The sequence below is a fragment of the Nocardia sp. NPDC004278 genome (assembly GCF_053602975.1).
Genome location: NZ_JBSGEQ010000024.1, coordinates 77,613 through 99,140 on the forward strand (window position 1 = coordinate 77,613; position 21,528 = coordinate 99,140).

Below are 21,528 nucleotides of genomic sequence, written 5' to 3' on the forward strand. Positions count from 1 at the left end.
CCTGGACCCAGGGGGATACGGCAGGAGCTATGTGGAGGCGGCATTAGTGCTCAGGTGGAAGCGCGTGCTTCGGCCTCCGCCAGCTCCTTCAGCGTCAGCAGTTGCTTGCGCATCATAACCACATCGCCGAGCGCTAGGGCGCGGGCGATGATCCACGGTGCGCCGCAATGCATTCGGACCGTCAGACGGGTGCCGGTCCCCTCCGGCCGCACGGCGTAGGTGACGCAGATCTTGCCGGATACCAGGGTGATATGTCGGCACGATATGAACGAGACGAGCGTGAACGCGGACATGAACCGCTGTCCGACTTCGAGTTCGGTCAGCGCCGGATCGCGCCGCCGCGGACTGCGCCTGCCGAAATGGTCGAGCAGGTCGTAGCTGTAAGGCGCGACGCGCAATTGACACAGCCAGGCATAGACCACACTCGGCGGCGCATCGATACTGATGGCCCGGTCTGCCTGTATCCCGCCGGGTTGCAGATTGTCACAGGGCAGCGGATGCTCGCGTTCGGCCTTGGTCGCACCCCAGACCAACCCGGAAATCATGCCGCGGCCGCGATTCGCCGGAGCATATCGCGTACCACGATCTTGTGACCGCCGCTGCCGATCACCAATGCTCGATAGATCTTGCCGTGCAGGCCCGGAAATTCGGCCCAGCTGCGCGCCCGGACCAGCGTCCGGCTCGGCCCCTGCTCGTCGAGTTCGAAGACCAGCGCATAGCGCGAGAACCAGTGCCGCCCCCGCAGCGCCAGCCGACTCGGCTCCTCGGCCGCATCGAGTACGAAGCCGGTCGGAGCCTTCGATGGATCGTGTGGATCCTTGCAGACAACTTTCAGCAAGGCTTTCCACGCCCGGTCGCGATTCGCGTCGACCGATCTGGCATGCTCATCTATGTAGGGCAATCGCTCCATATAGAAGGAACGTACTAGTAGATGGCGCCACCCCGCAAGCACGACACCGACGTGATCCTCGACGCAGCACGCACCCTGGTGCTCACCGACGGTCCCCGCGCCGCCAGCGTGGCGGCGATCGCGGCGGCGAGCGGAGCCCCGGTCGGCACGCTCTACCACCGCTTCGGCAATCGCAACGGCGTACTGACCGCGGCCTGGCTGCGCGCACTCGAACGCTTCCAGGATCGGATCAAAGCCGCCGCCACCGATCCGGACCCGATCGGGGCCGGAGTCGCGATGGCCGTGGCGAGCGTCCAGTTCGGACGCGAATTACCGGACGACGCAAAGCTTTTGCTGAACCTGCGCCCCAGCGACCTACTGGACGGCGGACCGGACGCGGAATTCCGCGCCCGCCTCGACCGCATGAACGCACCGCTCATCGAGCATCTGCGCCGCATCGCCGCCGCCCTCTTCGGCCGCGACGGCGACCGCGAAATCGATGCCATCAGCCGCGCCGTAGTCGACCTCCCCTACGCCGCCCTGCGCCGCCACGCCCACGCCCGCACCCTCCCCGACTGGCTCGAAACCGACCTGACCGCCGCCGCCCGCGCCCTCCTCGAGTCCTACCGCCCCTGACCCTCGCCGGCAGCCCCCCAATTCAGCTGGCTTCAGCTTGCGATGGATCGGATTAGGGTCGTTTCGTGGATTTTCTCGACAGGCTTCGGTTGGATGTTCCGGTCGCGCAGGCGGGAATGGGCAGCGTCGCGGGCGGCCGGTTGGCCGCGGCGGTCGCGAGTGCTGGTGGACTCGGGACGATCGGGTTGCATCCGCCGGAGGAACTGCGTGCCGCGATTCGGCGGGTGCGGGACGAGGCCGCGGGGCGGGCGGTGGTGGTCAATCTGCTGATGCCGTTCCTACGGCGAGGGCATGTCGAGGCATGTCTGAACGAGGGTGTCGACGCGGCGGTGATCGCTTTCGGCGGCGACGCGCGATTGGTGCGTGAACTTCGAGATGCCGGTGTGTTCGTATTCATGATGGTCGGCACCGAAGACCAAGCCCGGGATGCGGTGGCCTGGGGTGTCGACGGACTGATCGCACAGGGCCGCGAAGCCGGCGGCCATCTGGTGGGAACCGTTGCGGCACTGCGATTTCTGCCGCACGCGATCGAGCTCGCCCAGGGGCGTCCGGTGCTGCTGGCCGGCGGAGTGGCGTCGTCGGCCGACACTGCCGCGGCCTTGGCAGCCGGCGCGTCGGGGGTTGTCGCTGGCACCCGCTTCCTCCTGACGGCAGAATCCGAGGCTCATGACAGCTATCGGCAGCGAGTGCTGTCCGCGGAAAGGACCATCGAGACCACGCTGTTCGGGCTGGGCTGGCCCGCTCGGCATCGAGTGGTTCCGAATGGCGCCACCCAGCGGTGGTGCCATCCGGACGGCACGGCGCGACGCTTGCCTGCACTGATCAACGCGGGCAGTGCCCCGCTGGCGCGTCTGGTGCCGGAAAGCAGTGCGGGGTCCGTGGCGCGCATGCAGGTGCCATCGCTTCCGCTGTTCAGCCCGGTGGCGCCACTGGAGGGCATGCCGAGATCGTGGGTGGATCGGACAGCGCTGTACGCGGGTGAATCCGCACTGCGGATCACCGACATCGTCTCCGCGCAGCAGGCGGTGGCCGAACTGGCTGGGCGTTAGGTCCCGGCGACGAGTTCGGGGGTGAGTTTGTCGAGGGTGTCGATGACCTCCGCGGCCAAGGCGAGGGCGTCGGGGGCCGGCGGATATTCCGGGCGCGGGGCGGCAATGACGCGCATTCCGGCGGCGTGTGCCGCGCGCAGCCCGTTGCTGGAATCCTCGACCGCCGCGCACTCGGTGGACTTGTGTCGAAGGAACGCGGCGGCTGCCACGTAGACGTCGGGTGCGGGTTTCCCGCGATCCACCTCCTCGGTCGAGAAGGTGACGCCGAAGAATTCGATCAGCCCGGTGCGGCCGAGCACGGTATTGATCAACGTTCGCGGTGACGAACTCGCGACGGCCAGCGGCCAATGCTCGCTGAGGCGCTGCACCGCCTCGACCGCACCCGGCAGCAGCGGTACGGCCTGCTCGTAATGCTCGGCCATCCGCTCGATCACATCATTGGCCACGGTGTCCGGTGGCACACCGACCCCGAGCTCGGTACTGAGATAGTCCGACCACTCCCCCGTGCTCATCCCCATCAACCGCTGCTGGGTATCCGGTAGCCACCGCCCGCCCTGCTCCGCGACATAGCCGCGGCGCACCTGCTCCCATACCGGCTCCGAATCGATCAGAACACCGTCCATATCGAAGACAACTGCCGCAATGTGCATCCGGGACATAGCCTTTCGCCGACAACACCGAACAGGTGACGACCCGATGGCCAACCCATCGACCCGCCCCGCGGTGGGGGGTTTCGCCTAGACCTGATGAGCAACGACACCCACCTTAGGCCAGCCACCCCGCCCGCGCACCCGCCCACCGCATCCGCGCCGGGCGAGCCTCACGCACCCTCGACCGTTCCGATCACCACCTCATGTCGGTCGGCCCGATGCGATCGCCGGTACTCACTGGGCGATATGCCCACTTCGCGACCGAAATGCGCACGCAAATTGGCCGCACTCCCCAACCCACAGCGCGCCGCGACCGCATCGACCGGTAGGTCGGTGCCTTCGAGGAATTCCCTTGCGCGGATGAGCCTTTGGGTCAGTAGCCACTGCAGGGGTGTGCCACCGAGTTCGGCGTGGAAACGGCGGGCCAGTGTGCGTTCGCTCATGCTGGCATGTTCGGCGAGATCGGCGACCGTCAGCGGTTCGTCGAGTCGTTGCAGTGCCCACTGCAGTGTCGCGGCAACGCCGGAATCGCTCGCACAGGCGGGCACCGGGGATTCGAGGTACTGCGCCTGGCCGCCCGCACGGTGCGGCGGCACCACCATATTTCGCGCCGCCGCATTGGCGGCCTGCGAGCCGAGATCCTTGCGGATGAGGTGGATGCACAGATCCAGGCCCGCCATGGTGCCCGCGCTGGTGCAGATCTGGCCGTCATCGATGTAGAGCACCGTGGGGTCGACGTCGATCTCCGGATATCGCTCGATCAGCGCTGGCACGTGCTTCCAGTGCGTGGCGGCGCGACGACCCTCGAGCAATCCGGCAGCGGCGAGGATGAACGCACCGGAGCACAATGACACGATCCGGGCGCCTCGCTCGTAGGCGGCGCGTACCGCCTCGACCAGGTCGGCGGGTGGGTCTCGGCGCACATCGGGGATCGAGGGAACGATCACCGTATCGGCCGCGATCAGGTCGTCGTAGTCGTAATCGGTCAATGCCACGAACGGATCCCGCAGCGTCGCATGCCGGGAGTCACGCGGGCCGCACAGCTTGAACTCGTACCACCGCGCCCCGTCGACACCCGGCGGCGGCTCGAAGAACACCTGATACGGGATCGCCACCTCGAACACCGGCTGACCGGGTGCAACGGCAACAGCCAGGGTTCCCGGGCCGGTCGCGTTCGACTCCATGGCAGTAATCTAGCGCATGTTGGCATTTCTGACACTCGTCCGGTGAACCGCCGCCGCACATAGTCGATTTCATGCAAACGATCACCGCGGACCAAGCGCTACGCGAAGCGAATACACCAGTCGAATCACCGAATCCGCGTCGTTGGCGCGTGCTCGCGGTCGCATCCGTAGCCCAATATCTGGCCATCCTCGACCTGCTCGCGGTCACCGTGGCCTTTCCGACGCTGCAATCCGCGTTCGGCAGCGCCACGGTGAGCGCGGTCTCCTGGGTCCTCAACGCCTACACGATCGTGATGGCGGCGCTACTGGTCCCGGCCGGCCGCCTAGCCGACGACACCAGCCGCAAACGCGGTTTCCTCGCGGGCATCGCACTGTTCGGATTGGCGTCCATCGCCTGCGGGCTCGCGCCGAATCTGGCCGCGCTCATAGCCGCCCGGGTGGTCCAGGCCATCGCCGCCGCGATACTGATCCCGACCGGACTCGGTCTCGTGCTGCCGTCCTTCGCCAAACGCGAACATCCGACCGTAATGGGCATATGGACCGCCATCGCGGCCGCGGGCGCGAGCAGCGGGCCGGTACTCGGCGGCCTACTGCTCCAGGCCGGGTGGCGCTGGATCTTCTTCCTGAATGTGCCGTTCACCGTCGCGGCCTTCCTCTTCGGATTGCGCGTGCTCCCCGATATCCGCCAGCACGCCGACCGCCGACTCGATATGCTCGGTGCCGCACTGATTCTCGGCGCCACCGCGGCGTTCACGACGGCGTTCGTACAGGCATCGGACTGGGGATACACCGGCGCCGCCACGCTGGCCTGTCTACTCGCCGCAATACTGCTGACGGCACTGTTCGCCGCGCACGTGCGCCGCCATCCGGATCCCGTGGTGAGCCCGGTCGTCCTGCGGCACAGGATGTTCCGCATCGCCACCCTCGGCGTCTTCTGCTACTACCTGGCTTTCGCGGCCATGATCCTCGAAGCCACCCTATTCCTCACCGAACACTGGCACTACTCGATCCTGCGGGCCAGCCTGGCGGTGACGCCCGTTCCGCTCAGTTGCCTTGTGCTCTCACCTTTTTCGGGCCGTTTCGTCAACCGCTTCGGCGCGCGCTTGTCGGCCGCCCTCGGCGGCGCCACCATCGCGGCCGGTTCCGGATGGTGGGCGCTGACAGCCGGCACGACAACCGACTACTTCGCGATGTTCCTGCCCGGCGCCGTCCTGGCGGGCGCGAGCACCGCGCTGCTGCAGCCGCCGCTGTTCGGCGCCTCGGCCCTGCTGTCCGCCGACCAGCTCTCCCTGGCATCGGGCACCCTCATGATGGCCCGCCAGACCAGTTCCGCCCTCGGCGTCGCCATCCTCACCGCGATCATCGGCCGCACCGCCCATCCGGACCTGTCCGATTTCCGCCTGGGGTGGCTGTACATGGTGGCGGTCGGTGCGCTGGCCACCGTAGCCGGCACTGCCTACCGCCCCGGCCACCCGCGCGATCACCGGGCCTGACGGCCCGCTCGCCGGGCACTTCACCTGAGCCCGTCGCGGGCATTCGGCGGGCAACCGATAACGTGTTCCATATGAGCGAACAGCAGGTCGGCAACTCGCTGCCGAGCCAGGAGCACCATGAGGGCGGGTTCCGGCCGATGTCGGCGTTGATCAACGCACAGCTGGACGAGCTCGATATTTCCCGCGGTGGGCCGCACTACGGCGCATTCGTCGAGCAGGTGCGCGGCCTGATGGATCGGGCCCGGCTGGCCTGCCCGTCCGATGAGCTGGCGCTGGAGACGATCGCCGTCCTCAAACAGCTCAACGACAAGCTGGACGCGGCGGTCGTCGACGAATGGTCCGCGCCCACCTGGACCAGGGTCGACCTGCCCGCCCGCGGCAATATCACGCTGCCGCCGTTCGTCGTCGACAAGGCGGGCAAGGACGGCGTCGAGGCCCGCATCACCTTCCGCACCTTCCACCTGGGCGGCAATAACGCCGCCCACGGCGGACAGGTGGCAGTCGGCTTCGATGATCTGCTCGGCATGGCCGCGGCGGTGCACGCGGGCGCGGTCACCCGCACCGCATCGCTCACCGTCGACTACCGGTCCATCACCCCGCTGAACACCGAACTGCGGGTGCACGCCTGGGCCGAGCGGCAGGAGGGCCGCAAGGTCTACGTGCGGGGCACCCTGCACGACGGCGATCGGCTCTGCGCCGAAGCGAGCGGCCTGTTCATCGTGCTCAAACCCGGGCAGCAGTGATCCGGTAGTTCGCCGGGTCCGGTCGGCGCGCCATCAATGCGCGATGCCGAGCCGGAGTCCACGGCCACAGTTCCGGAACGCCGTCCTTGCCGAGATACCAGCTCTGACAGCCGGTCGCCCACACCGTATTCGGCATCGCGGCCCGCAGTTCCGCGTAGTAGCTGCTGGTGGCCTCGACGGTCGGCTCCACCGTATCGAATTCACCGTCGCGCCAACGCCGGATCCAGCCCAGGATGTGCTCGGCCTGGGTCTCCGCGATCAGTGTCAGCGGATAGTTGCCGACCGGACTGTGCGGGCCGATCAGCAGGAACATATTCGGAAAGCCCGGCATCGCAACGGTTTCGAAGGCACGCGGACCGTCCGCCCAGACCTGATCCAGGGTGCGGCCGTCGGTTCCGGTGATGCCCATGGGCCGCATGAACGCGTGCGCGTCGAATCCCGTTGCCAGCACCAGCACATCGAGTTCGTGCAGCCGCCCGTCTGCGGTGACGATGCCGCGCGGCTCGATATGGTCGATCGCATCGGTGACGATCTCGACACCGTCACGCTGCACGGCGCGATAGAAGTCACTCGACACCACGAGCCGCTTGCACATCGGCTGGTAATCCGGTGTCAGTGCGGCACGCAGCGCCGGATCGCGCACGGTGCGCAGGTTCGCCCGGCACATCCGGCCGACCAGGTCACGCTTGAGTCCGGGCTTGGTGACGGCGTCGAGGAAGAATTCGAAAATGTGCCGCGTTACCGCGTAGCTGAACTCGTCGAGCGCCGGGAATCTGCGGTGCGCGGCAATGGTGAGCCGCGAGTATCGGCGATTGCGCAGCGGCAGGATCCACTGCGCCGTGCGCTGGAACATGCTCAGGTGCGCGACATTTCCGGCGAGCGCCGTCACGATCTGCACACCGGTGGATCCGGTGCCGAGCACGCCGACCCGCTTGCCCGCCAGGTCGACATCGTGATCCCACCGCGCCGAATGGAATATCGCCCCCGCGAAATCGCCGAGACCGCCGATGTCCGGCATGCGTGGGTGGTGCAGGATGCCGGTCGCACAGAGCACGAAATCGAACCGCTCCGATGCGCCGTTCGAGGTCGTCACGTCCCACCGCACACCGTCGAATTCGGCCCCGACCACCTCGGTACCGAACCGGGTGCGGCTCGCCAGCCCGCGATCGTGGGCGACCTTCGCGAAGTAATCGCGGATCTCCGCGCCGGGGGAGAAGAAATGCGACCACCGCGGGTTCTTGGCGAAGGTGAACTGATAGAAGCGCGAGGGCACATCGCAGCTCAATCCCGGATAGGTGTTGTCGCGCCAGGTCCCGCCGAACCGATCGGCCTTCTCGAAGATCGTGAAGTCGTCGATGCCGTCACGCTGCAGCATCACGGCCATGCAGATGCCCGACATCCCGGCCCCGATAATGGCGACCCGTGGGTTGCGCCGTCGCATTCCGGCCATACTTCAAGGCTATGACTCGGCCCGCCGACAGAATGCGTCGACCCGACATTTCATGACTTTTTCGGACATTCGGCTGTTCGCTACGGTTCCGACCTTGGCTCCGGTGTCACAGCCGCGTGGGCCTTCGATCGCACGCCGCACGGTGTGCGCATCATGCTGGCAACCGGCCGCGATCACGGTCTCGACCCGGCCGGCTGCTTGCGCGGTGTGGAGACCGGCCTGCGCTACACCCGGGTACCGCCGAAATCCTCGGCTTCGCGCTGCTGTCGTGTCCGACGATGCGCGAGGCGATCATCACCGGCCTGCGCCATATCGGCCTCAGCTCGGCCTTCGTACATCTCACCCTGACCGAGCGCGGGCGAGGTAGCGCGCCTGTGGATGTCCGCGAATTCCTCGTCGAACGCGATATCGGCGCGGTCATCCCGCAAGCTTCGCCCACGCCTTCATGCGCTGGCACGGCATCGCCCCCCGCCGCTACCGCTGGTCCCACTGACCGACCGAGATCAGGTGGAACCGACGCCGCCACGGTTTCCACCCGATCTCGATCATCCCTAGCTGGCCGGGAAGTGCTTGTTGCGGTACTCGGCGAAGCGGGTGTCGACCTGGGCCGAGGTGAGGCCGAAATCCTCGAGGGTGTAGCGGTGCGCGGGGCGGGCCGCACCGGAGGTGCTTTCCGAATGCAACTGCGTCATCGCTGCTTCGGCCTCCGGGCTCAATGACAGATCGAAGTGGCGGTAGATCGACGCGACGGTGCCGATCGGATCCGCGACGAAGTCGTCGTAGTACACATCGCAGAACTGAGCAGCGTTGTGTCGCTCGCGATCCGCGAGGAACCTATCCGCTCCCCTGGCCCACAGATCCAACTGGGCCGCACCGACGACCGGACCGCGGAACTTCTCCGACCACCCCGCCGAGGCCTGCTCATTGAGACTGCAGACCGAGGCGATGATCGTGCGCGGATCCCGGTGCATCTGGATCACCAGTGCATCCGGATACACCTCGAAGATCGCGTCCAGTGCGAACAGATGGCTCGGATTCTTCAAAACCCACCGCTGTCCGGCGTCCGGCAGCCCGATCAATTGCAGATTCCGCCGATGCCTGCGATAGGCATCGGTCCAATCCTGTTCGCGCAGCCACTCCGAGTACCCGGGCAGATAGCCGAGGCATTCATAGGACACCGACATCGCCGACTGCCGCAGCAGCTGCCAGCACTCCTCTACCTGATCTGCCGAAATATGGTGCACGCCCATGAATTCCGGATGTTCCACATGATGCTTTTCGAATGCGGCCTCGATCCGCTGATAGACCGGATCGGTCGCCCAGGTCTCGCGCGGCGGTCGCGGCTGCGGCATCTCGGTCAGCCACATTTCCAGGCCCTGATGCGCCGGATCCGCATTGAGCAGTCGATGCACCGCCGTCGTGCCCGAACGCGGCAGTCCGGTCACGAAGATCGGGCGCTCGATCGCCACCTCGGCGTGTTCCGGAAAGCGTTGCCACGCCGACTCACTGAGCAATCGCGCGATCAGGGCCCCGCGCAGGAATGCCCGATTGACCTTATTGCCGAAGGGCGTCAACTCGGCGTCCTTGGCATAGGACTCGAGCAGCACCTGCAGACCTTCGCGGTAACCGTCGTCGCCGAAATCGCTCAACCCGACGACCTTGGTCGCCGAGGCGTGCAGATCGTCGATGGTCCCGACGTCGTCTCTGCCGATCACAGTCATTCTCCTAGTGGTGGTATTCGCCGCCGTTGACATCCAGACACGCGCCGGTGATCGCGCGTGCCAGATGCGAGGCGAAGAAGACGACGGCGTCGGCGATCTCATCGGGTTCGGGCAGTTTGCGCAGATCGATGGTCTTGGCGGTCTCGGCGTACACCTCTTCGGCGGTGATCCCGCGCTGCTGGGCCAGGTAGTTGAAGTACCACTTCAAGTTGTCGGCCCAGATATAGCCGGGCGCAATGGTATTCACCCGAATTCCCTTCGGCCCGAGTTCGGTGGCCAGGCTCTGTGCCAGCGCGAGCAGACTCGCCTTGGCCATCTTGTACGGCCCGAAGGTGCGCCGCGAATGCCGCAGCACCGCCGAATTGATCATGACCACCGAACCCTTCGACTCGGTCAGCGCGGGCACGAACAGTCGCGTCAACCGCAGTGCGGCAAGCACATTGGTCTCGAATCCGGCGCGCACGTCATCGAGGTCGACATCGGCCAGATCGGTGATCGGCGGAATCGCGAAGGCATTGTTCACCAGCGTGTCCACCCGCCCGAACGCACTCTGCGCCGTCTCGACCAGATTCGTCACCGCGGCTTCGTCATTGATATCGGTCGGCACTACCACCGCGCGCCTGCCGAGTTCGGTGATCTCCTTGGCCACCTCGGTCAGCCGCGATTCGGTACGCGAGGCCAATACCACATCCGCTCCGGCCCGCGCGCTCTGCACCGCAATGGCCCGGCCCAGACCCGGACCGACCCCGGAGACCACAACAACCTTGTCCTGCAACAACATCAGCCAAGCATCCTTTCCGCCACGGCGACCTGACGCGCCGCGATCCGCGCCCGCCATTCCTCGGGTGTGACCCGAGCCTCCTGGTAGTACGGCAGCCGCTCGGGCAATTCGGCAACCGAGACCACCTCAACCGTCGGCCCGTCCTCGGGTTTGAGATCCCGCGACAGCTGCTGCCAGCGGAACTGCAGATATCCGCGCGCATGCCCGGTGCGCTCGATCCAGTTGGTCAGTCCGGGGTCGCGCTCGCTGATCACGAGCCGGATCATCCCGTCCGGATCCACGCGCGCCTGGTCGGCGGTGAGGCTGGTCTGGTGGTTGATGTAGTCCAGCGACAGGTACCACATGCTGCCGAGTTGGAACCCCTGATACGGCGCATCCGATTTCGGCACCGTGAGGATCATCGCCTGATCGTCATCGAGTTCGTAATGGCCGACCGAGGAGAACTGCGTGGTGAGTCCGCCCGGAGTGGAGCGCGGCTCGGTCATCGTATTGACCGGCAGGTTGAGATAGAACCACTTCGGAAACGCCAGGAAGGTATTCAGCCGCGAGACCAGCATCTTCCCCGCGATGTCATAGCGCTTGCGCATCAGGTCCTTGGTCAGCGGCGGCGGTGCGTGGCCGATCGTGTCCACCCGCTGAATGCGAATCGTGCCCGCCTGCTCGGTGGCCCAGTCGCTGTACACCTCACGCACCACGAGCATGGCGGAGTCGGGCGCGAGATGGACATAGCCGGGCCGCGCCGCGCCCGGGCCGAGCCGGAGTTCGTACGAGCCGTCGGCCGCGATATCGAGGGCGCGGGCATCGAAGGCGGTCTCGCTGTCGGGGACGTCCACCGGCGAATAGTTGCCGTTGAGCACCTGGAAGCTGAGGTCGCGGGTGGTGCCGCGGGTTCCGGTCACCACATATTCGGCGTCGGGACGCAGGTACGAGTGGAAGTAGAGGGTGTCCGGGTTGTCCAGGCCCATCTTCGTATAGGGCCCGGTGGACATGACGAAGAACGGAAAGTCCCGCTCATAGGCCCAGGCCATCTGGATGGAGGCGCGAATACTGCCCGCGAGGTAGTCATAGCCCTCGACGAGGTCCTGTTCGGTCCGAATATGCGGTGCGTCGGTGATGATCTGCTCGGCGGCGGCGATGGCTTCCGCGAACGGCTGTGTCAGCAAGAGGCTTTCCGATCCTTTCGAGCGACCCACAGGCGGTCGCTACCGTTGACCACTTTTCCAAATATGTACCGCTCTGGTACATTTCGATATGAGCAAGATTAGAACGTGTTCTAGGAGTTGTCCATGGTTGCCCGCAGATCCGCCCCGACCGCCCGCGTGGTCCAAGTGCTGGATTTCTTCGTCGAACAGCGCGGCAAACGCTTCGGCCTGTCCGAACTGGCCCGCGAACTCGATCTGGCCAAGCCGACCTGCCTCGGCATCCTCACCGAACTGACCGCGGGCGGCTATCTGGTGCGCGCTGCGGACACCCGCACCTATGGCCTCGGACCTGCGCTTATCGCCGCGGGCCGGATCGCGCAGGACAGCTTCGCCAGCTCCGCCATCGCCCGCGCCGAACTCGAGCAGCTCACCGCGCTCTACCGCACCACCTGCACGGCCTCCGCCGTCGTCGGCGAGCAGATCATGGTGCTGGAGAGCACGGGGCCCGGCCTGGTCAAGGTGGGTGCGGCCTACCATTTCGCACCCCCGGTCGGGCTGATGTATGTGCTGTGGGATACCGATGCGGCCTTCGACGCCTGGCTCAACAAGCCGCCGACGGTGCCGTTACAGCAGGACGAGGCCCGGCTGCGCCAGGTCGTCGCGGAGTGCCGCGAGCGCGGCTACCTGGTCGAGAGCCTGACCGCGGCCGGTCGGCGACTGTACTCCTTGCTCGCCGGGGTCGCCGCCCATGAGCTGCCCAAAGAGGTGCGCGAACTCGTCGGCGAGCTGGTGACCAGCCTCGGGGAGCGGGTCTACGTCGGCACCGATCTGCGACCGCGCAAGGAGCACCCGGTCAGCCTGCTCGCGGCGCCGACCTACAGCGGGGACGGCAGGCAGAACATGGTGCTCACGATGTACGTCGGCGCGTCCATCACCGGCGCCGAAATCGACCGTCGCGGAACGGCACTCGTGGCCGCGGCCGACCGGGTGACCATGCAATCGGGCGGTCGCAAGCCGGGCACGAACCATTGACCACGACCGAAACGTGTTCTAGTTTTGTGACGTGAGCCAGTACGCAAAGTCGACGGCGAGCACCTACGAGCTGCCTCATCTGGACGCGCTCGAGGCCGAGTCGGCACATATATTCCGCGAAGTCGCCGCCACCTTCGAACGGCCGGTGCTGCTGTTTTCCGGCGGCAAGGATTCGGTGGTCATGCTGCACCTCGCGGCCAAGGCCTTCTGGCCCGCCCCGCTGCCGTTCCCGGTATTGCACATCGACACCGGGCACAATTTCGACGAGGTCATCGAATACCGCGACCACACCGTGGAACGACTCGGTCTGCGACTCGTGGTCGGCAGTGTGCAGGAGGATATCGACGCGGGCCGGGTGATCGAGGAGACCGGGCCGCGCGCCTCCCGAAACCGCTTGCAGACAGCCACCTTGTTGCGATCGATCCGCGAGGGCGGATACGACGCGGTCTTCGGCGGCGCGCGCCGGGATGAGGAGAAGGCGCGCGCCAAGGAGCGCGTCTTCAGTTTCCGCGACGAATACGGGCAGTGGGATCCGCGCAATCAGCGACCGGAACTGTGGAGCCTCTATAACGGTCGGCATCGCAAGGGCGAGCACATCCGGGTGTTCCCGCTGTCCAACTGGACCGAACTCGATATCTGGCATTACATTGCCGCCGAGGGCATCGAGCTGCCGCCGCTGTACTACGCGCACCGCAGGGCCGTGGTCCAGCGCGACGGAATGCTGTTGGCGCACACCAGATTCCTCGAATTGCTCGATGGCGAGCAGCCCTATGAGAGCACGGTGCGCTTCCGCACGGTCGGCGATGCGACCTGCACCGGATGTGTCGAGTCGAGCGCGACCACCCCCGCGGAGGTGGTCGCCGAGGTCGCCGCCACCCGCGTCACCGAACGCGGTGCGACCCGCGCCGATGACCGTATTTCTGAGGCTGGCATGGAAGACCGCAAACGGGAAGGGTACTTCTGATGACGACCACCACCCTGTTGCGGCTGGCCACCGCGGGCAGTGTCGACGATGGTAAATCGACCCTGATCGGTCGTCTGCTGTTCGACTCCAAGACGATCTTCACCGATCAACTCGCCGCCGTGGAGCGGACCAGCCGGGCGCGCGGCGACGACTATCCGGATCTGGCGCTGCTGACCGACGGCCTGCGCGCCGAGCGCGAGCAGGGCATCACCATCGATGTGGCACATCGCTACTTCGCCACGCCCCGGCGCAAGTTCATCATCGCCGACACCCCCGGCCACATCCAGTACACGCGCAATATGGTCACCGGCGCCTCCACCGCCGATCTCGCGCTGATCCTGGTGGACGCGCGCAAGGGCATCGTGGAACAAACCCGACGCCATGCCTTCCTGGCCAGTCTGCTCGGCATCCCGCACCTGGTGCTGTGCGTGAACAAGATGGATCTGGCCGGCTGGTCACAGGACCGGTTCGAAGAGATCAAGGAGGAATTCGTCGGCTTCGCAACGAAACTCGACGTCGCCGACCTGACCTTCATTCCGATGTCGGCACTGCACGGGGACAATATCGTGCATCGCGGCGCGAGCATGCCCTGGTACGAGGGCTCACCGCTGCTGCACCATCTCGAAGAGGTGCACATCGCCTCGGACCGCAACCTCATCGATGCGCGCTTCCCCGTGCAGTACGTAACCCGCAGGCACGCCGAGGATTTCCGTGGCTACGCCGGCACCGTATGCGGTGGCGTATTCAAGCCGGGAGATGAGGTCGCGGTGCTGCCTTCGGGATTCACCACCACGGTCGAGGCGATCTGGGGTCCGGGCGGGACGCCCATCGCGGAAGCCTTTCCGCCGCAGGCGGTTACCATCCAGCTGGCCGACCATCTCGACGTGTCCCGCGGTGACCTGATCTGCCGCCCGGCGAACCGGCCGCACGTCGGACGCGATCTCGACGCCATGGTGTGCTGGTTCGCCGAGGACGGCGAACTCACCCCGGGCGCGACCTATACGATCCGACACACCACCCGCACCGCCACCGCCGAGGTGCGCTCCCTGGACTACCGGCTCGACGTCAATACCCTGCACCGCGATGAGAATGCCGATTCCTTGTCGCTCAACGAGATCGGGCGCATCCAGCTGCGCACCCGCCAGCCGCTGCTCTTCGATCCCTACCGGCGCAACCGCACCACCGGCAGCTTTATCCTCGTCGACGACACCACCAACAACACCGTCGCCGCTGGCATGATCACCGGCCCCACCCTGCCCTCGTCCCGCGTCGTCTGGCATGGCACCGCCGTCGGCCGCGACGAGCGCCCGACCACCGGACTGACGGTCTGGTTGACCGGCCTGTCCGGCTCCGGAAAGTCCTCTGTCGCAGTCGAATTGGAGCGTCGTCTGGTCGCGGCGGGACGCCCCGCCTTCCTGCTCGACGGCGACAATCTGCGCCACGGCCTCAATGCCGACCTCGGCTTCGGCGCCGCGGACCGCGTCGAAAATATCCGTCGCGTCGGCGAAGTGGCGCGACTGTTCGCCGAGGCCGGTGTGGTGGCGGTGGTTTCCCTTATCAGCCCCTATGCCGCCGACCGCAACAAAGTCCGCGCCGTCCACGGGGCGGCCGGGATCCCGTTCATCGAGGTCTTCGTGGACACCCCCCTCGAGATCTGCGAATCCCGCGATCCCAAGGGCATGTACGCCAAGGCGCGGGCCGGTGAAATCCGTGGCTTCACCGGCATCGATGATCCCTATGAGGCGCCCACCGGTGCCGAACTCGTGCTGCGTCCCGAGGACGGCGACCCGGCCGCCATGGCCGCGGCCATCCTCGCCAAGCTGGCCGACCTGGACTGACCGAGCGGATGCCGGGCCGCCACCGCGGGGGCCCGGCATCGGTTCAGGGATGTGCACGCAATGCGGCACCGAGCCAGTCGAACACCGGCACGAGTGTCGGCGGGACCGGCCAGCCATTGATGACCGCAAGCAGCTGCCAATAGCGTTCGGAGCGCGGGTCTCCTGCAACCTCGAGCCGGGCCAGCAGCCAGCCTCGTAGCTCGGAGTCATCGGGGCGATCGAAAGTTGTCGCATATGCGGCCGTCAACTCGTCGACAATGGGTTCGGCCGCAACGGAATTCGGCGCTATCCCCGAGGTGAGAGCCTGCCCGACCCGATCGCGCACGAGTTCGGTCAACTCGTGGTGCAAACCGGTGGTATCGCCTTCGGCGCGCTGGGTGGCCTGGTATTGCGCCATGCGGCGTACCGATGCGCGAAAGTCCGGGTCTCGGGTCAGTTCGGCGAGCTCCACCCAGGCCTGCACCTGAGCAGGTTCCGGATCGTCGGGCAGTTCCGGCATTGCCGAGCGGATGAGATCGACGAATTCGGGATTGGCATCGGTACTGCCGAAGGTGTCTTCGACGAAATCGGCAATGAGTCGGCGCTTTTCGGCGTCGGAGAGTTCGACGAGCCTGTGCATGAGTTCCATTTCCTCGCGAGTCGGACCCCGCTCGGCGATCGCTCGCAACACCGTGCGCCGCACCCGAAGTGCGCTGATCTGGAATTCCAACGCTTCGGCATGTGCGCAGGCCACCTCGGACACCGACAGTTTGCGTTCGAGCACCTGTCGGATGGCGGGCAGATCAATGCCGAGTTCGCGCAGGGTCCGCACCAGTTGCAGGCGGGCGAGGGCGTCGTCGTCGTAGAGCCGATAGCCGGCGGGGCTGTGGGTGGTCGGCGGCACGACACCGGTATCGGCATAGAACCGGATTGTCTTGACCGAGAGGCCGGTCCGTTCGGCCATGGTGCCGATCGGATAAAGCGTGTCGCCGTCCATGCCCCTACCCTCCTGTCTCCCCCTGGTGGAGACGCAAGTCCCAGCGCGATGTTACGGCCGCGACGCGATCAGCCGATGGTGCGGAAGAACTCGCGGATATCGCCGATGAGCAGGTCGGGCACCTCGAGCGCAGGGTGGCCGCAGGATTGGAACTCCGACCAGTGCGTGATGTTGTACGCCTTCTCGGCGAAGCGGCGGATCGCGTAGTCACCGTCCTTGAAGACCGCCACCCCGGTGGGCACGGTGCCTTTCGGGGCGGGTGCGAACATCGCGACATCGTGGAAGCGCTCGTAGTAGAAATTGGCCACACTGCGGGCGGTGTCGGTAAACCAGTAAATGCTCACATTCGCCAGGATCCGATCCCGGTGCCTCCGGTTCGGAGTCAGTACTGCAACGCCACTCGAGTGGTGTCGTTGCGGTGCTGGAAGGCGGCGGCCCGGGCCTTGCAGGTGCGTGTCGAGATCAGTGGGCTCCGAGTGGGTAGAGCCAGGTCAGTGCTGTGAGACTTGTGTCGAGGTATTGGTGGTGTCCGGTCTCGAGTCCGTATGCCAGGTCCTCCAAGACGCTGCATTTGGCATAGAAGTCGGCGCGTGTGCGTATCGATCGCAGGTCGTGAGAGCCGGTTCTGTAGTTGTGCAGGGCTGTGTCGAGGGCGGTCGGACCGAGGTCGCGGTAGATCAAGCCGAAGTCGCAGGCGGCGTCTGTGATCGCGGCGTCGCTCCAGTCGATGACGCCCGTGACTGTTCCCGAATCCGGCTCCACGAGAACGTGTTCGATCCCCAAATCGTTGTGGGAGAACACCAGGTTGTGCTGGTCTGTCGGCGGCGACGCGGCCAGGAACAGTTCGACGGCCGCTCGATGCGGGCGGGGGACCTCGTCGACGATCGACTCATAGGTCTGGGCGGCCTCGTCCAGCCACAGTGTCATCGGCTGGTTGTCGACGTCCACCAATCCGGCGAATCGTTCGACGGGGACGGCGTGCAGGGTGTCGAGAAGCTGGCCGAGCACGGTGGCGACCGGGCCCGTGTGGGCCCGTCGGCGGGCTACGGGCAGGTTGATCAGCGGCAGCCCGGGAACCTTGAAATACGCAAGACAACCCCGCTCGGCGACGGTGAAACTCGGCTCAGGGACCGGAACCGGCGAGATGTCGGCGACAGCGGCCAGAAGACGGGCCTCGGCGTCGACCTGCGCTGCTCGAACCTGCGGATCGGATTCCTTGTTGAACCGCACGATCAAGTCGGCGTTGACTTCGTAGGCGATATTGTCCTGTCCCTCACCCAGCAACGTCACCGAGTCGATCTTGTAGTCGGGCAAATGTGCAACCACCAGGCTGCGGACATCCCCCGTTTGAGTGTCGTTCGAGCTTCCCATGTCACGGACTGTAACTGCCCAGGTTTGCGATCAGAACCAACTCCTTGCCATTCCCGCGCTGACCGGTCGAAACCCTGGAGGCAAAGTGTCCTGTGGCGGACCCGTCTGTCAGGTTGGGTTCACGCGAGCGGGGATCCCCGCCGTCGTCGGTAGTGGCTGAGGCGGGCTTGGTATTGCCGTCTGCGACGCCAGTTCGACCATGCCCACACCTTTGATGGCGGGTTGGCGTGTCGGAGAACGAGGTTCACCAGCAACCGTCGTATCTCGGGTAGCGTAAGGACAATCATGTCGTGCTCGTTGTCGCCGATTCCCCTTTTGCGGCAATGGATTTCGATGCCGACAGCCAGGCAAGGGCAAGCACGGACAACGTGATATGGGCCTACCAGGCCCGCCAGGCGCGGACCTGGTAGTGGTCGAGTCCGGCCTCGCCTTTGGCCTGCTGAAACGCTTCCTCGATATGCCAACGGCTGCCCGCGATCCAGGCCAGGTCCACCAGTCGGGATCGGCGCGGGCCGTAGCAGACGTAGTAGGCGATCTCGAGCTCACCTTTGCTGTTGGGTGTCAGCAAGCGCCGCGCCAACAGCCAGTGCCCACGCCCGGTCTTCCAGTCGCCGTCGACGCGAATGCGCGCCCAGTCGTACAGGCGCGGCCCGTGGGCTCCGGCCCCGACCGACAACCGCTGCCACGACTTCGCCGGCAGCGCCGCGATCAGGTCGTCGGCAGCTCACGTAAGTGGCGTTGCAGTATTAGCACCACGGCTTCCTCCAAAGACTCGCAACCCCCAAGTGATCGGACGTGCCGGGCGTACCACGAAGACAGCCCCCAGCTTTGAGGCTGGGGGCTGTCTGCTAGCGACGCGTCACGGCCGGTCGAACTCGCCATCGTGTACGCCAACGGTGAACGCGTCCCACTCCGAAGGCGTGAATACCAGCGCGGGACCAGTTGGGTTCTTCGAGTCGCGCACACCCACCATGCCCTCGTCAAGATGAGCGATCTCAACACAAGCATGTTCGCTGCCACTGTGGCTGGACTTGAACCACCGGGCATCCGAAAGGTCCATGATCACCTCAAACTCTCCGCTATCTCCGAGAGCAGCCGCCTAGTCTGCTGTGAAGACAACGCTACACGCTGGATATCCAATATGGCACTGCGATACCTGGCGATGGCGGCGTCCTCATCGAGGAACAATGCCCCCTCATGGCTCTCGATGTATACGACCGGAGGTTCGAGCAGGTCATCGTGACCGGGCGTTATCGCTGGGAACTCGCACAACGTGAAGCTGCCCATCACCAAGCCCGGATAGCCGACGACGCCGCTCGGAACCACTCGGATGGACACGTTGGGCAAGCGAGATACCTTGATCAATGAGTCCAGTTGTTCGGCCATCACTTTCGGCCCGCCAACCGGCAGGCGCAACGCCATCTCAGCCAAGACCACGTCCACCATAAAATCGGCGTCGACAGAGAGTCGCGCCTGCCGCCTGATCATCAACTCGACGCGGCGTTCGAGTTCAACTCGGGAGATCTCTGGATACGCGGCTTCAACGACCGCCCTGCGGTACGCGGGAGTCTGAAGTAACCCAGGAAGCAAGGTGAGTTGGAAGGTCGTGAGCCTGTTGGCGGACTCTTCGAGTGACAAGTAATGATCGAAATGGGCGCCGTAGGTGTCCGCGTACGCCCGCCACCAGCCTCGCCGGTTTCCATACTGCGACTTGGCTTCCCGCACTTCCGCCCACAGCGCTAGCACGGTCTGACGTTGTTCCGATGCGGCTTGGTAGAAGTCCAGCAGGTTGTTCAGGTCCGCTGTCGTCATCTTGATCGGCTGCCCCTTCTCCAGCCTGCCGACGCCCTGCTTGGAAATCTCCAGTACGCGACTGGCCGCCAATTGCGTGTGTTCGCCACGCAACTCGCGCAGTAGTCGGCCCATGGCCCGATAGGGAAGAGTCGTCATCTCGTTAGCCTCGCTACAGGTGGAGGTTCAAACTGGAACTCCAGTGTATTCCATGGAACTCATGCGTTGATAGTTCCAGTTTGGCGAGTCTAGGTGTCTACTGGATGTGCGCCCGGAGAGGCAACCTCCTCTTCCCCTTCATCAGGGAGTTTGGTTCAGGGGCCGCGCGCACCTTATCCGCAGTCGTACCGAGGGGGTCACGATGCTGAACCCAGAGCTACCGCACCGAAGGCCACTCGTCGGCCCGCCCGCCGCACTCGGGGTCGATGTCCCCGCCGATGTTCTCGATCGATACCTAGACGCCCTACGCAAGTGGAAGCCCGAGCAAACCCGCACTGAACAACCCGATCGAGGGGTCTGAAACTGATGGACCACATAGCTTTTGGCGATAGCCCGGTGTCACGCTGCCACTTCTATCGGCGGGTGTGCGATCTGCCCGCGAACATCGATCCGCCGCACCTGGGCCGCATCATCATGAAGGCCGAACACGTTTGGGCACTGATGCTTCCTGCTCACCTCGGCCAGGCCGTGAAAATACATATGCAGCACCAGGGTTCGGACATTGGTCCAATCCTGTCGCATCCACGCTCGAACCGCTGGACATACTTGGTCAGGCCCGACATCCCCGATGACGTGCTCCTGTTCGCCGAGATGTTCCGTCTGAACGTATCGGTGGTGCGAACCGGTGGCACTGTCGCGTTACCGTCACCAGTCGACCAAGGTGAGCAGTTCCGGCGCTGGATCGAACCACCCCGATGCACCTTCCGACCGTCCGGACTTGTGGTGGTTGACACGATCCGCGCCTGCTCAGAGCACTGCCGGCCGGTGCGACGCAGGGACGCTCATGCTTGAGTGGTCCGTGGACGGTGTGCGGGTCCTCGACGACCGCACCGACTTCGCGCCCAGCGGTTTCGGAGTTGTGCGCCATGAATGAGGTTGAACGGCAACGTAGGACCGAGATCGCGCCGTCGGTGGCGGTGTTGCTAAAGGCTTTTCACGAACACACGCCGGAGAAATTGAACCTCGCACCTGTCGATAGCGTCACGCTCTGCCACACCGCCGACGGGATTACCGAGGTGGACGAGGACGGTTGGTGCGCCGACTACGAGAACGACCGAAGCAACGACGACGCGATAGATGCCCTGTCAGCCAGCCTTGGCGATCGCGAGAACCCGTGAGCGCGAACGTATCTCCGAACCCAGGAGAGCCGGATGTGCATCTGAGCGTGTTCCTGCACGGAGCACGCTTCGACTTCGCCGCCTGCCTCACCGCGGCGCTGACTTTTATGCAGGAGCATCAGGCGCGGCACCACGCCGATGCAGTGACCATGGACCTCGGCGACGCCAGCGGCTACCCGCGTCTTCCCAATGAAAGGTTGTATCTGGAACCCTGATCGAACACACGGAGTGGTTCGGACCGTTGGACACCTGCCCTGTAGGTTCTCAAAACTCGTGGTGGAATCTCAGAACGTTTGGCGGTGACGTGTCGGATCCGCCACGGTTCTGAGATTCCGCACGCTTCGCTGGGGCAGATTGGCATGCACAGCCGGTGCGGTGATCGCAGCAACCCTCCGCCGACTGCCCTGCCGTTCGTCGGCATTCCTTCTGACGATCGGCTCGAAGCGTAGCGGTCCAACTACCCTGTAATAGCCGATTGCCG

General features: G+C 65.3%; 23 protein-coding genes and 2 pseudogenes. 11 read left to right on the forward strand and 14 right to left on the reverse strand.

Annotated features, from left to right (window positions below; all coding sequences use genetic code 11):
• Positions 1–50 precede the first annotated feature (50 nt).
• Both ACWEO2_RS30550 and ACWEO2_RS30555 read right to left on the reverse strand, forming a co-directional pair.
• Positions 51–545: a hypothetical protein gene (locus tag ACWEO2_RS30550; protein ID WP_452408493.1), complete on the reverse strand. Its 495-nt coding sequence runs from the start codon at positions 543–545 to the stop codon at positions 51–53.
• Positions 542–910: a hypothetical protein gene (locus ACWEO2_RS30555; RefSeq protein WP_452408494.1), complete on the reverse strand. Its 369-nt coding sequence runs from the start codon at positions 908–910 to the stop codon at positions 542–544. The genes ACWEO2_RS30550 and ACWEO2_RS30555 overlap by 4 nt, the downstream gene beginning before the upstream one ends.
• A 21-nt stretch (positions 911–931) precedes the next feature.
• Between ACWEO2_RS30555 and ACWEO2_RS30560 the strand changes: the two genes are divergently transcribed.
• Positions 932–1,525 carry a TetR/AcrR family transcriptional regulator gene (locus ACWEO2_RS30560; protein WP_452408495.1) on the forward strand — a complete coding sequence of 198 codons (594 nt, stop codon included), beginning with the start codon at positions 932–934 and terminating at the stop codon, positions 1,523–1,525.
• A gap of 65 nt (positions 1,526–1,590) precedes the next feature.
• A complete protein-coding gene (locus ACWEO2_RS30565; RefSeq protein WP_452408496.1) occupies positions 1,591–2,574 on the forward strand; it encodes an NAD(P)H-dependent flavin oxidoreductase in 984 nt (327 codons plus the stop codon).
• On the opposite strand, the gene ACWEO2_RS30570 is transcribed toward ACWEO2_RS30565, so the two are convergent.
• On the reverse strand, positions 2,571–3,224 hold the full coding sequence (locus ACWEO2_RS30570; RefSeq protein ID WP_452408497.1) for an HAD family hydrolase: 654 nt from the start codon (positions 3,222–3,224) through the stop codon (positions 2,571–2,573). The two genes, ACWEO2_RS30565 and ACWEO2_RS30570, sit on opposite strands and share 4 nt — an antisense overlap.
• Positions 3,225–3,394: 170 nt before the next feature.
• Complete coding sequence (locus ACWEO2_RS30575) at positions 3,395–4,408, reverse strand: GlxA family transcriptional regulator (RefSeq protein WP_452408498.1); 1,014 nt, start codon at positions 4,406–4,408, stop codon at positions 3,395–3,397.
• A 71-nt stretch (positions 4,409–4,479) separates the two neighbouring features.
• Between ACWEO2_RS30575 and ACWEO2_RS30580 the strand changes: the two genes are divergently transcribed.
• Complete coding sequence (locus ACWEO2_RS30580; RefSeq protein WP_452408499.1) at positions 4,480–5,901, forward strand: MFS transporter; 1,422 nt, start codon at positions 4,480–4,482, stop codon at positions 5,899–5,901.
• A 71-nt stretch (positions 5,902–5,972) separates the two neighbouring features.
• Positions 5,973–6,644, forward strand: coding sequence for a PaaI family thioesterase (locus ACWEO2_RS30585; RefSeq protein WP_452408500.1), 672 nt, complete (start codon positions 5,973–5,975; stop codon positions 6,642–6,644).
• Here the strand turns inward: ACWEO2_RS30585 and ACWEO2_RS30590 are convergent.
• Positions 6,625–8,085, reverse strand: coding sequence for a flavin-containing monooxygenase (locus tag ACWEO2_RS30590; protein WP_452408541.1), 1,461 nt, complete (start codon positions 8,083–8,085; stop codon positions 6,625–6,627). The genes ACWEO2_RS30585 and ACWEO2_RS30590 overlap by 20 nt on opposite strands.
• 287 nt (positions 8,086–8,372) lie before the next feature.
• Between ACWEO2_RS30590 and ACWEO2_RS30595 the strand changes: the two are divergent.
• Positions 8,373–8,456, forward strand: a pseudogene (locus tag ACWEO2_RS30595) (hypothetical protein); the annotation flags it as partial.
• Positions 8,457–8,645: 189 nt separating this feature from the next.
• Here ACWEO2_RS30595 and ACWEO2_RS30600 read toward each other — a convergent pair.
• The 3 genes from ACWEO2_RS30600 to ACWEO2_RS30610 are packed head-to-tail and all read right to left on the reverse strand — an operon-like array spanning position 8,646 to position 11,759.
• On the reverse strand, positions 8,646–9,815 hold the full coding sequence (locus ACWEO2_RS30600) for a sulfotransferase family protein (protein WP_452408501.1): 1,170 nt from the start codon (positions 9,813–9,815) through the stop codon (positions 8,646–8,648).
• A gap of 4 nt (positions 9,816–9,819) precedes the next feature.
• On the reverse strand, positions 9,820–10,596 hold the full coding sequence (locus ACWEO2_RS30605; RefSeq protein ID WP_452408502.1) for an SDR family oxidoreductase: 777 nt from the start codon (positions 10,594–10,596) through the stop codon (positions 9,820–9,822).
• Entirely contained in the window at positions 10,596–11,759 is a 1,164-nt protein-coding gene (locus ACWEO2_RS30610) for a hypothetical protein (protein ID WP_452408503.1), read from the reverse strand. Before ACWEO2_RS30610 ends, ACWEO2_RS30605 begins: the two co-directional genes overlap by 1 nt.
• 123 nt (positions 11,760–11,882) lie before the next feature.
• Here ACWEO2_RS30610 and ACWEO2_RS30615 point away from each other — a divergent pair, with 123 nt between their 5' ends.
• The 3 genes from ACWEO2_RS30615 to cysC are packed head-to-tail and all read left to right on the forward strand — an operon-like array spanning position 11,883 to position 15,572.
• A complete protein-coding gene (locus ACWEO2_RS30615) occupies positions 11,883–12,770 on the forward strand; it encodes a helix-turn-helix domain-containing protein (protein ID WP_452408504.1) in 888 nt (295 codons plus the stop codon).
• 31 nt (positions 12,771–12,801) lie between these two features.
• Positions 12,802–13,734: a sulfate adenylyltransferase subunit CysD gene (gene cysD / locus ACWEO2_RS30620; RefSeq protein WP_452408505.1), complete on the forward strand. Its 933-nt coding sequence runs from the start codon at positions 12,802–12,804 to the stop codon at positions 13,732–13,734.
• The gene (gene cysC / locus ACWEO2_RS30625; protein ID WP_452408506.1) at positions 13,734–15,572 is read left to right on the forward strand and encodes an adenylyl-sulfate kinase; all 1,839 of its coding nucleotides are present in this window, start codon (positions 13,734–13,736) and stop codon (positions 15,570–15,572) included. The genes cysD and cysC overlap by 1 nt, the downstream gene beginning before the upstream one ends.
• Before the next feature lie 43 nt (positions 15,573–15,615).
• Here the strand turns inward: cysC and ACWEO2_RS30630 are convergent, their stop codons facing one another.
• The 6 genes and pseudogenes from ACWEO2_RS30630 to ACWEO2_RS30655 form a co-directional block, all read right to left on the reverse strand.
• Complete coding sequence (locus tag ACWEO2_RS30630) at positions 15,616–16,548, reverse strand: MerR family transcriptional regulator (protein WP_452408507.1); 933 nt, start codon at positions 16,546–16,548, stop codon at positions 15,616–15,618.
• A gap of 68 nt (positions 16,549–16,616) precedes the next feature.
• Positions 16,617–16,892 carry a hypothetical protein gene (locus ACWEO2_RS30635; protein WP_452408508.1) on the reverse strand — a complete coding sequence of 92 codons (276 nt, stop codon included), beginning with the start codon at positions 16,890–16,892 and terminating at the stop codon, positions 16,617–16,619.
• Between the two features lie 118 nt (positions 16,893–17,010).
• Positions 17,011–17,919, reverse strand: coding sequence for a phosphotransferase family protein (locus ACWEO2_RS30640; RefSeq protein ID WP_452408509.1), 909 nt, complete (start codon positions 17,917–17,919; stop codon positions 17,011–17,013).
• Between the two features lie 283 nt (positions 17,920–18,202).
• Positions 18,203–18,640 (reverse strand): annotated as a pseudogene (locus tag ACWEO2_RS30645) (IS701 family transposase); the annotation flags it as partial.
• A 138-nt stretch (positions 18,641–18,778) separates the two neighbouring features.
• Positions 18,779–18,979: a DUF397 domain-containing protein gene (locus tag ACWEO2_RS30650; RefSeq protein WP_452408542.1), complete on the reverse strand. Its 201-nt coding sequence runs from the start codon at positions 18,977–18,979 to the stop codon at positions 18,779–18,781.
• 2 nt (positions 18,980–18,981) lie between these two features.
• On the reverse strand, positions 18,982–19,869 hold the full coding sequence (locus ACWEO2_RS30655; RefSeq protein WP_452408510.1) for a helix-turn-helix domain-containing protein: 888 nt from the start codon (positions 19,867–19,869) through the stop codon (positions 18,982–18,984).
• 366 nt (positions 19,870–20,235) lie between these two features.
• Here ACWEO2_RS30655 and ACWEO2_RS30660 point away from each other — a divergent pair, with 366 nt between their 5' ends.
• The 3 genes from ACWEO2_RS30660 (at position 20,236) to ACWEO2_RS30670 (ending at position 21,262) form a co-directional block, all read left to right on the forward strand.
• Complete coding sequence (locus ACWEO2_RS30660; RefSeq protein ID WP_452408511.1) at positions 20,236–20,721, forward strand: DNA-directed RNA polymerase subunit beta; 486 nt, start codon at positions 20,236–20,238, stop codon at positions 20,719–20,721.
• Between the two features lie 74 nt (positions 20,722–20,795).
• Positions 20,796–21,047 carry a hypothetical protein gene (locus tag ACWEO2_RS30665; protein ID WP_452408512.1) on the forward strand — a complete coding sequence of 84 codons (252 nt, stop codon included), beginning with the start codon at positions 20,796–20,798 and terminating at the stop codon, positions 21,045–21,047.
• Positions 21,048–21,082: 35 nt separating this feature from the next.
• Entirely contained in the window at positions 21,083–21,262 is a 180-nt protein-coding gene (locus tag ACWEO2_RS30670; RefSeq protein WP_452408513.1) for a hypothetical protein, read from the forward strand.
• Positions 21,263–21,528 lie beyond the last annotated feature (266 nt).

Bases quoted from the DNA above. Each gene is read 5' to 3' on its own strand.
- ACWEO2_RS30600 (WP_452408501.1), bottom strand. From the start codon at position 9,815: ATGACTGTGATCGGCAGAGACGACGTCGGGACCATCGACGATCTGCAC.
- ACWEO2_RS30575 (WP_452408498.1), bottom strand. From the start codon at position 4,408: ATGGAGTCGAACGCGACCGGCCCGGGAACCCTGGCTGTTGCCGTTGCA.
- ACWEO2_RS30570 (WP_452408497.1), bottom strand. From the start codon at position 3,224: ATGCACATTGCGGCAGTTGTCTTCGATATGGACGGTGTTCTGATCGAT.
- ACWEO2_RS30555 (WP_452408494.1), bottom strand. From the start codon at position 910: ATGGAGCGATTGCCCTACATAGATGAGCATGCCAGATCGGTCGACGCG.
- ACWEO2_RS30630 (WP_452408507.1), bottom strand. From the start codon at position 16,548: ATGGACGGCGACACGCTTTATCCGATCGGCACCATGGCCGAACGGACC.
- cysC (WP_452408506.1), top strand. From the start codon at position 13,734: ATGACGACCACCACCCTGTTGCGGCTGGCCACCGCGGGCAGTGTCGAC.
- ACWEO2_RS30650 (WP_452408542.1), bottom strand. From the start codon at position 18,979: ATGGACCTTTCGGATGCCCGGTGGTTCAAGTCCAGCCACAGTGGCAGC.
- ACWEO2_RS30655 (WP_452408510.1), bottom strand. From the start codon at position 19,869: ATGACGACTCTTCCCTATCGGGCCATGGGCCGACTACTGCGCGAGTTG.
- ACWEO2_RS30615 (WP_452408504.1), top strand. From the start codon at position 11,883: ATGGTTGCCCGCAGATCCGCCCCGACCGCCCGCGTGGTCCAAGTGCTG.
- ACWEO2_RS30640 (WP_452408509.1), bottom strand. From the start codon at position 17,919: ATGGGAAGCTCGAACGACACTCAAACGGGGGATGTCCGCAGCCTGGTG.
- ACWEO2_RS30585 (WP_452408500.1), top strand. From the start codon at position 5,973: ATGAGCGAACAGCAGGTCGGCAACTCGCTGCCGAGCCAGGAGCACCAT.
- ACWEO2_RS30665 (WP_452408512.1), top strand. From the start codon at position 20,796: ATGAATGAGGTTGAACGGCAACGTAGGACCGAGATCGCGCCGTCGGTG.
- ACWEO2_RS30560 (WP_452408495.1), top strand. From the start codon at position 932: ATGGCGCCACCCCGCAAGCACGACACCGACGTGATCCTCGACGCAGCA.
- ACWEO2_RS30590 (WP_452408541.1), bottom strand. From the start codon at position 8,085: ATGCGACGGCGCAACCCACGGGTCGCCATTATCGGGGCCGGGATGTCG.
- ACWEO2_RS30580 (WP_452408499.1), top strand. From the start codon at position 4,480: ATGCAAACGATCACCGCGGACCAAGCGCTACGCGAAGCGAATACACCA.
- ACWEO2_RS30550 (WP_452408493.1), bottom strand. From the start codon at position 545: ATGATTTCCGGGTTGGTCTGGGGTGCGACCAAGGCCGAACGCGAGCAT.
- ACWEO2_RS30660 (WP_452408511.1), top strand. From the start codon at position 20,236: ATGGACCACATAGCTTTTGGCGATAGCCCGGTGTCACGCTGCCACTTC.
- ACWEO2_RS30605 (WP_452408502.1), bottom strand. From the start codon at position 10,596: ATGTTGTTGCAGGACAAGGTTGTTGTGGTCTCCGGGGTCGGTCCGGGT.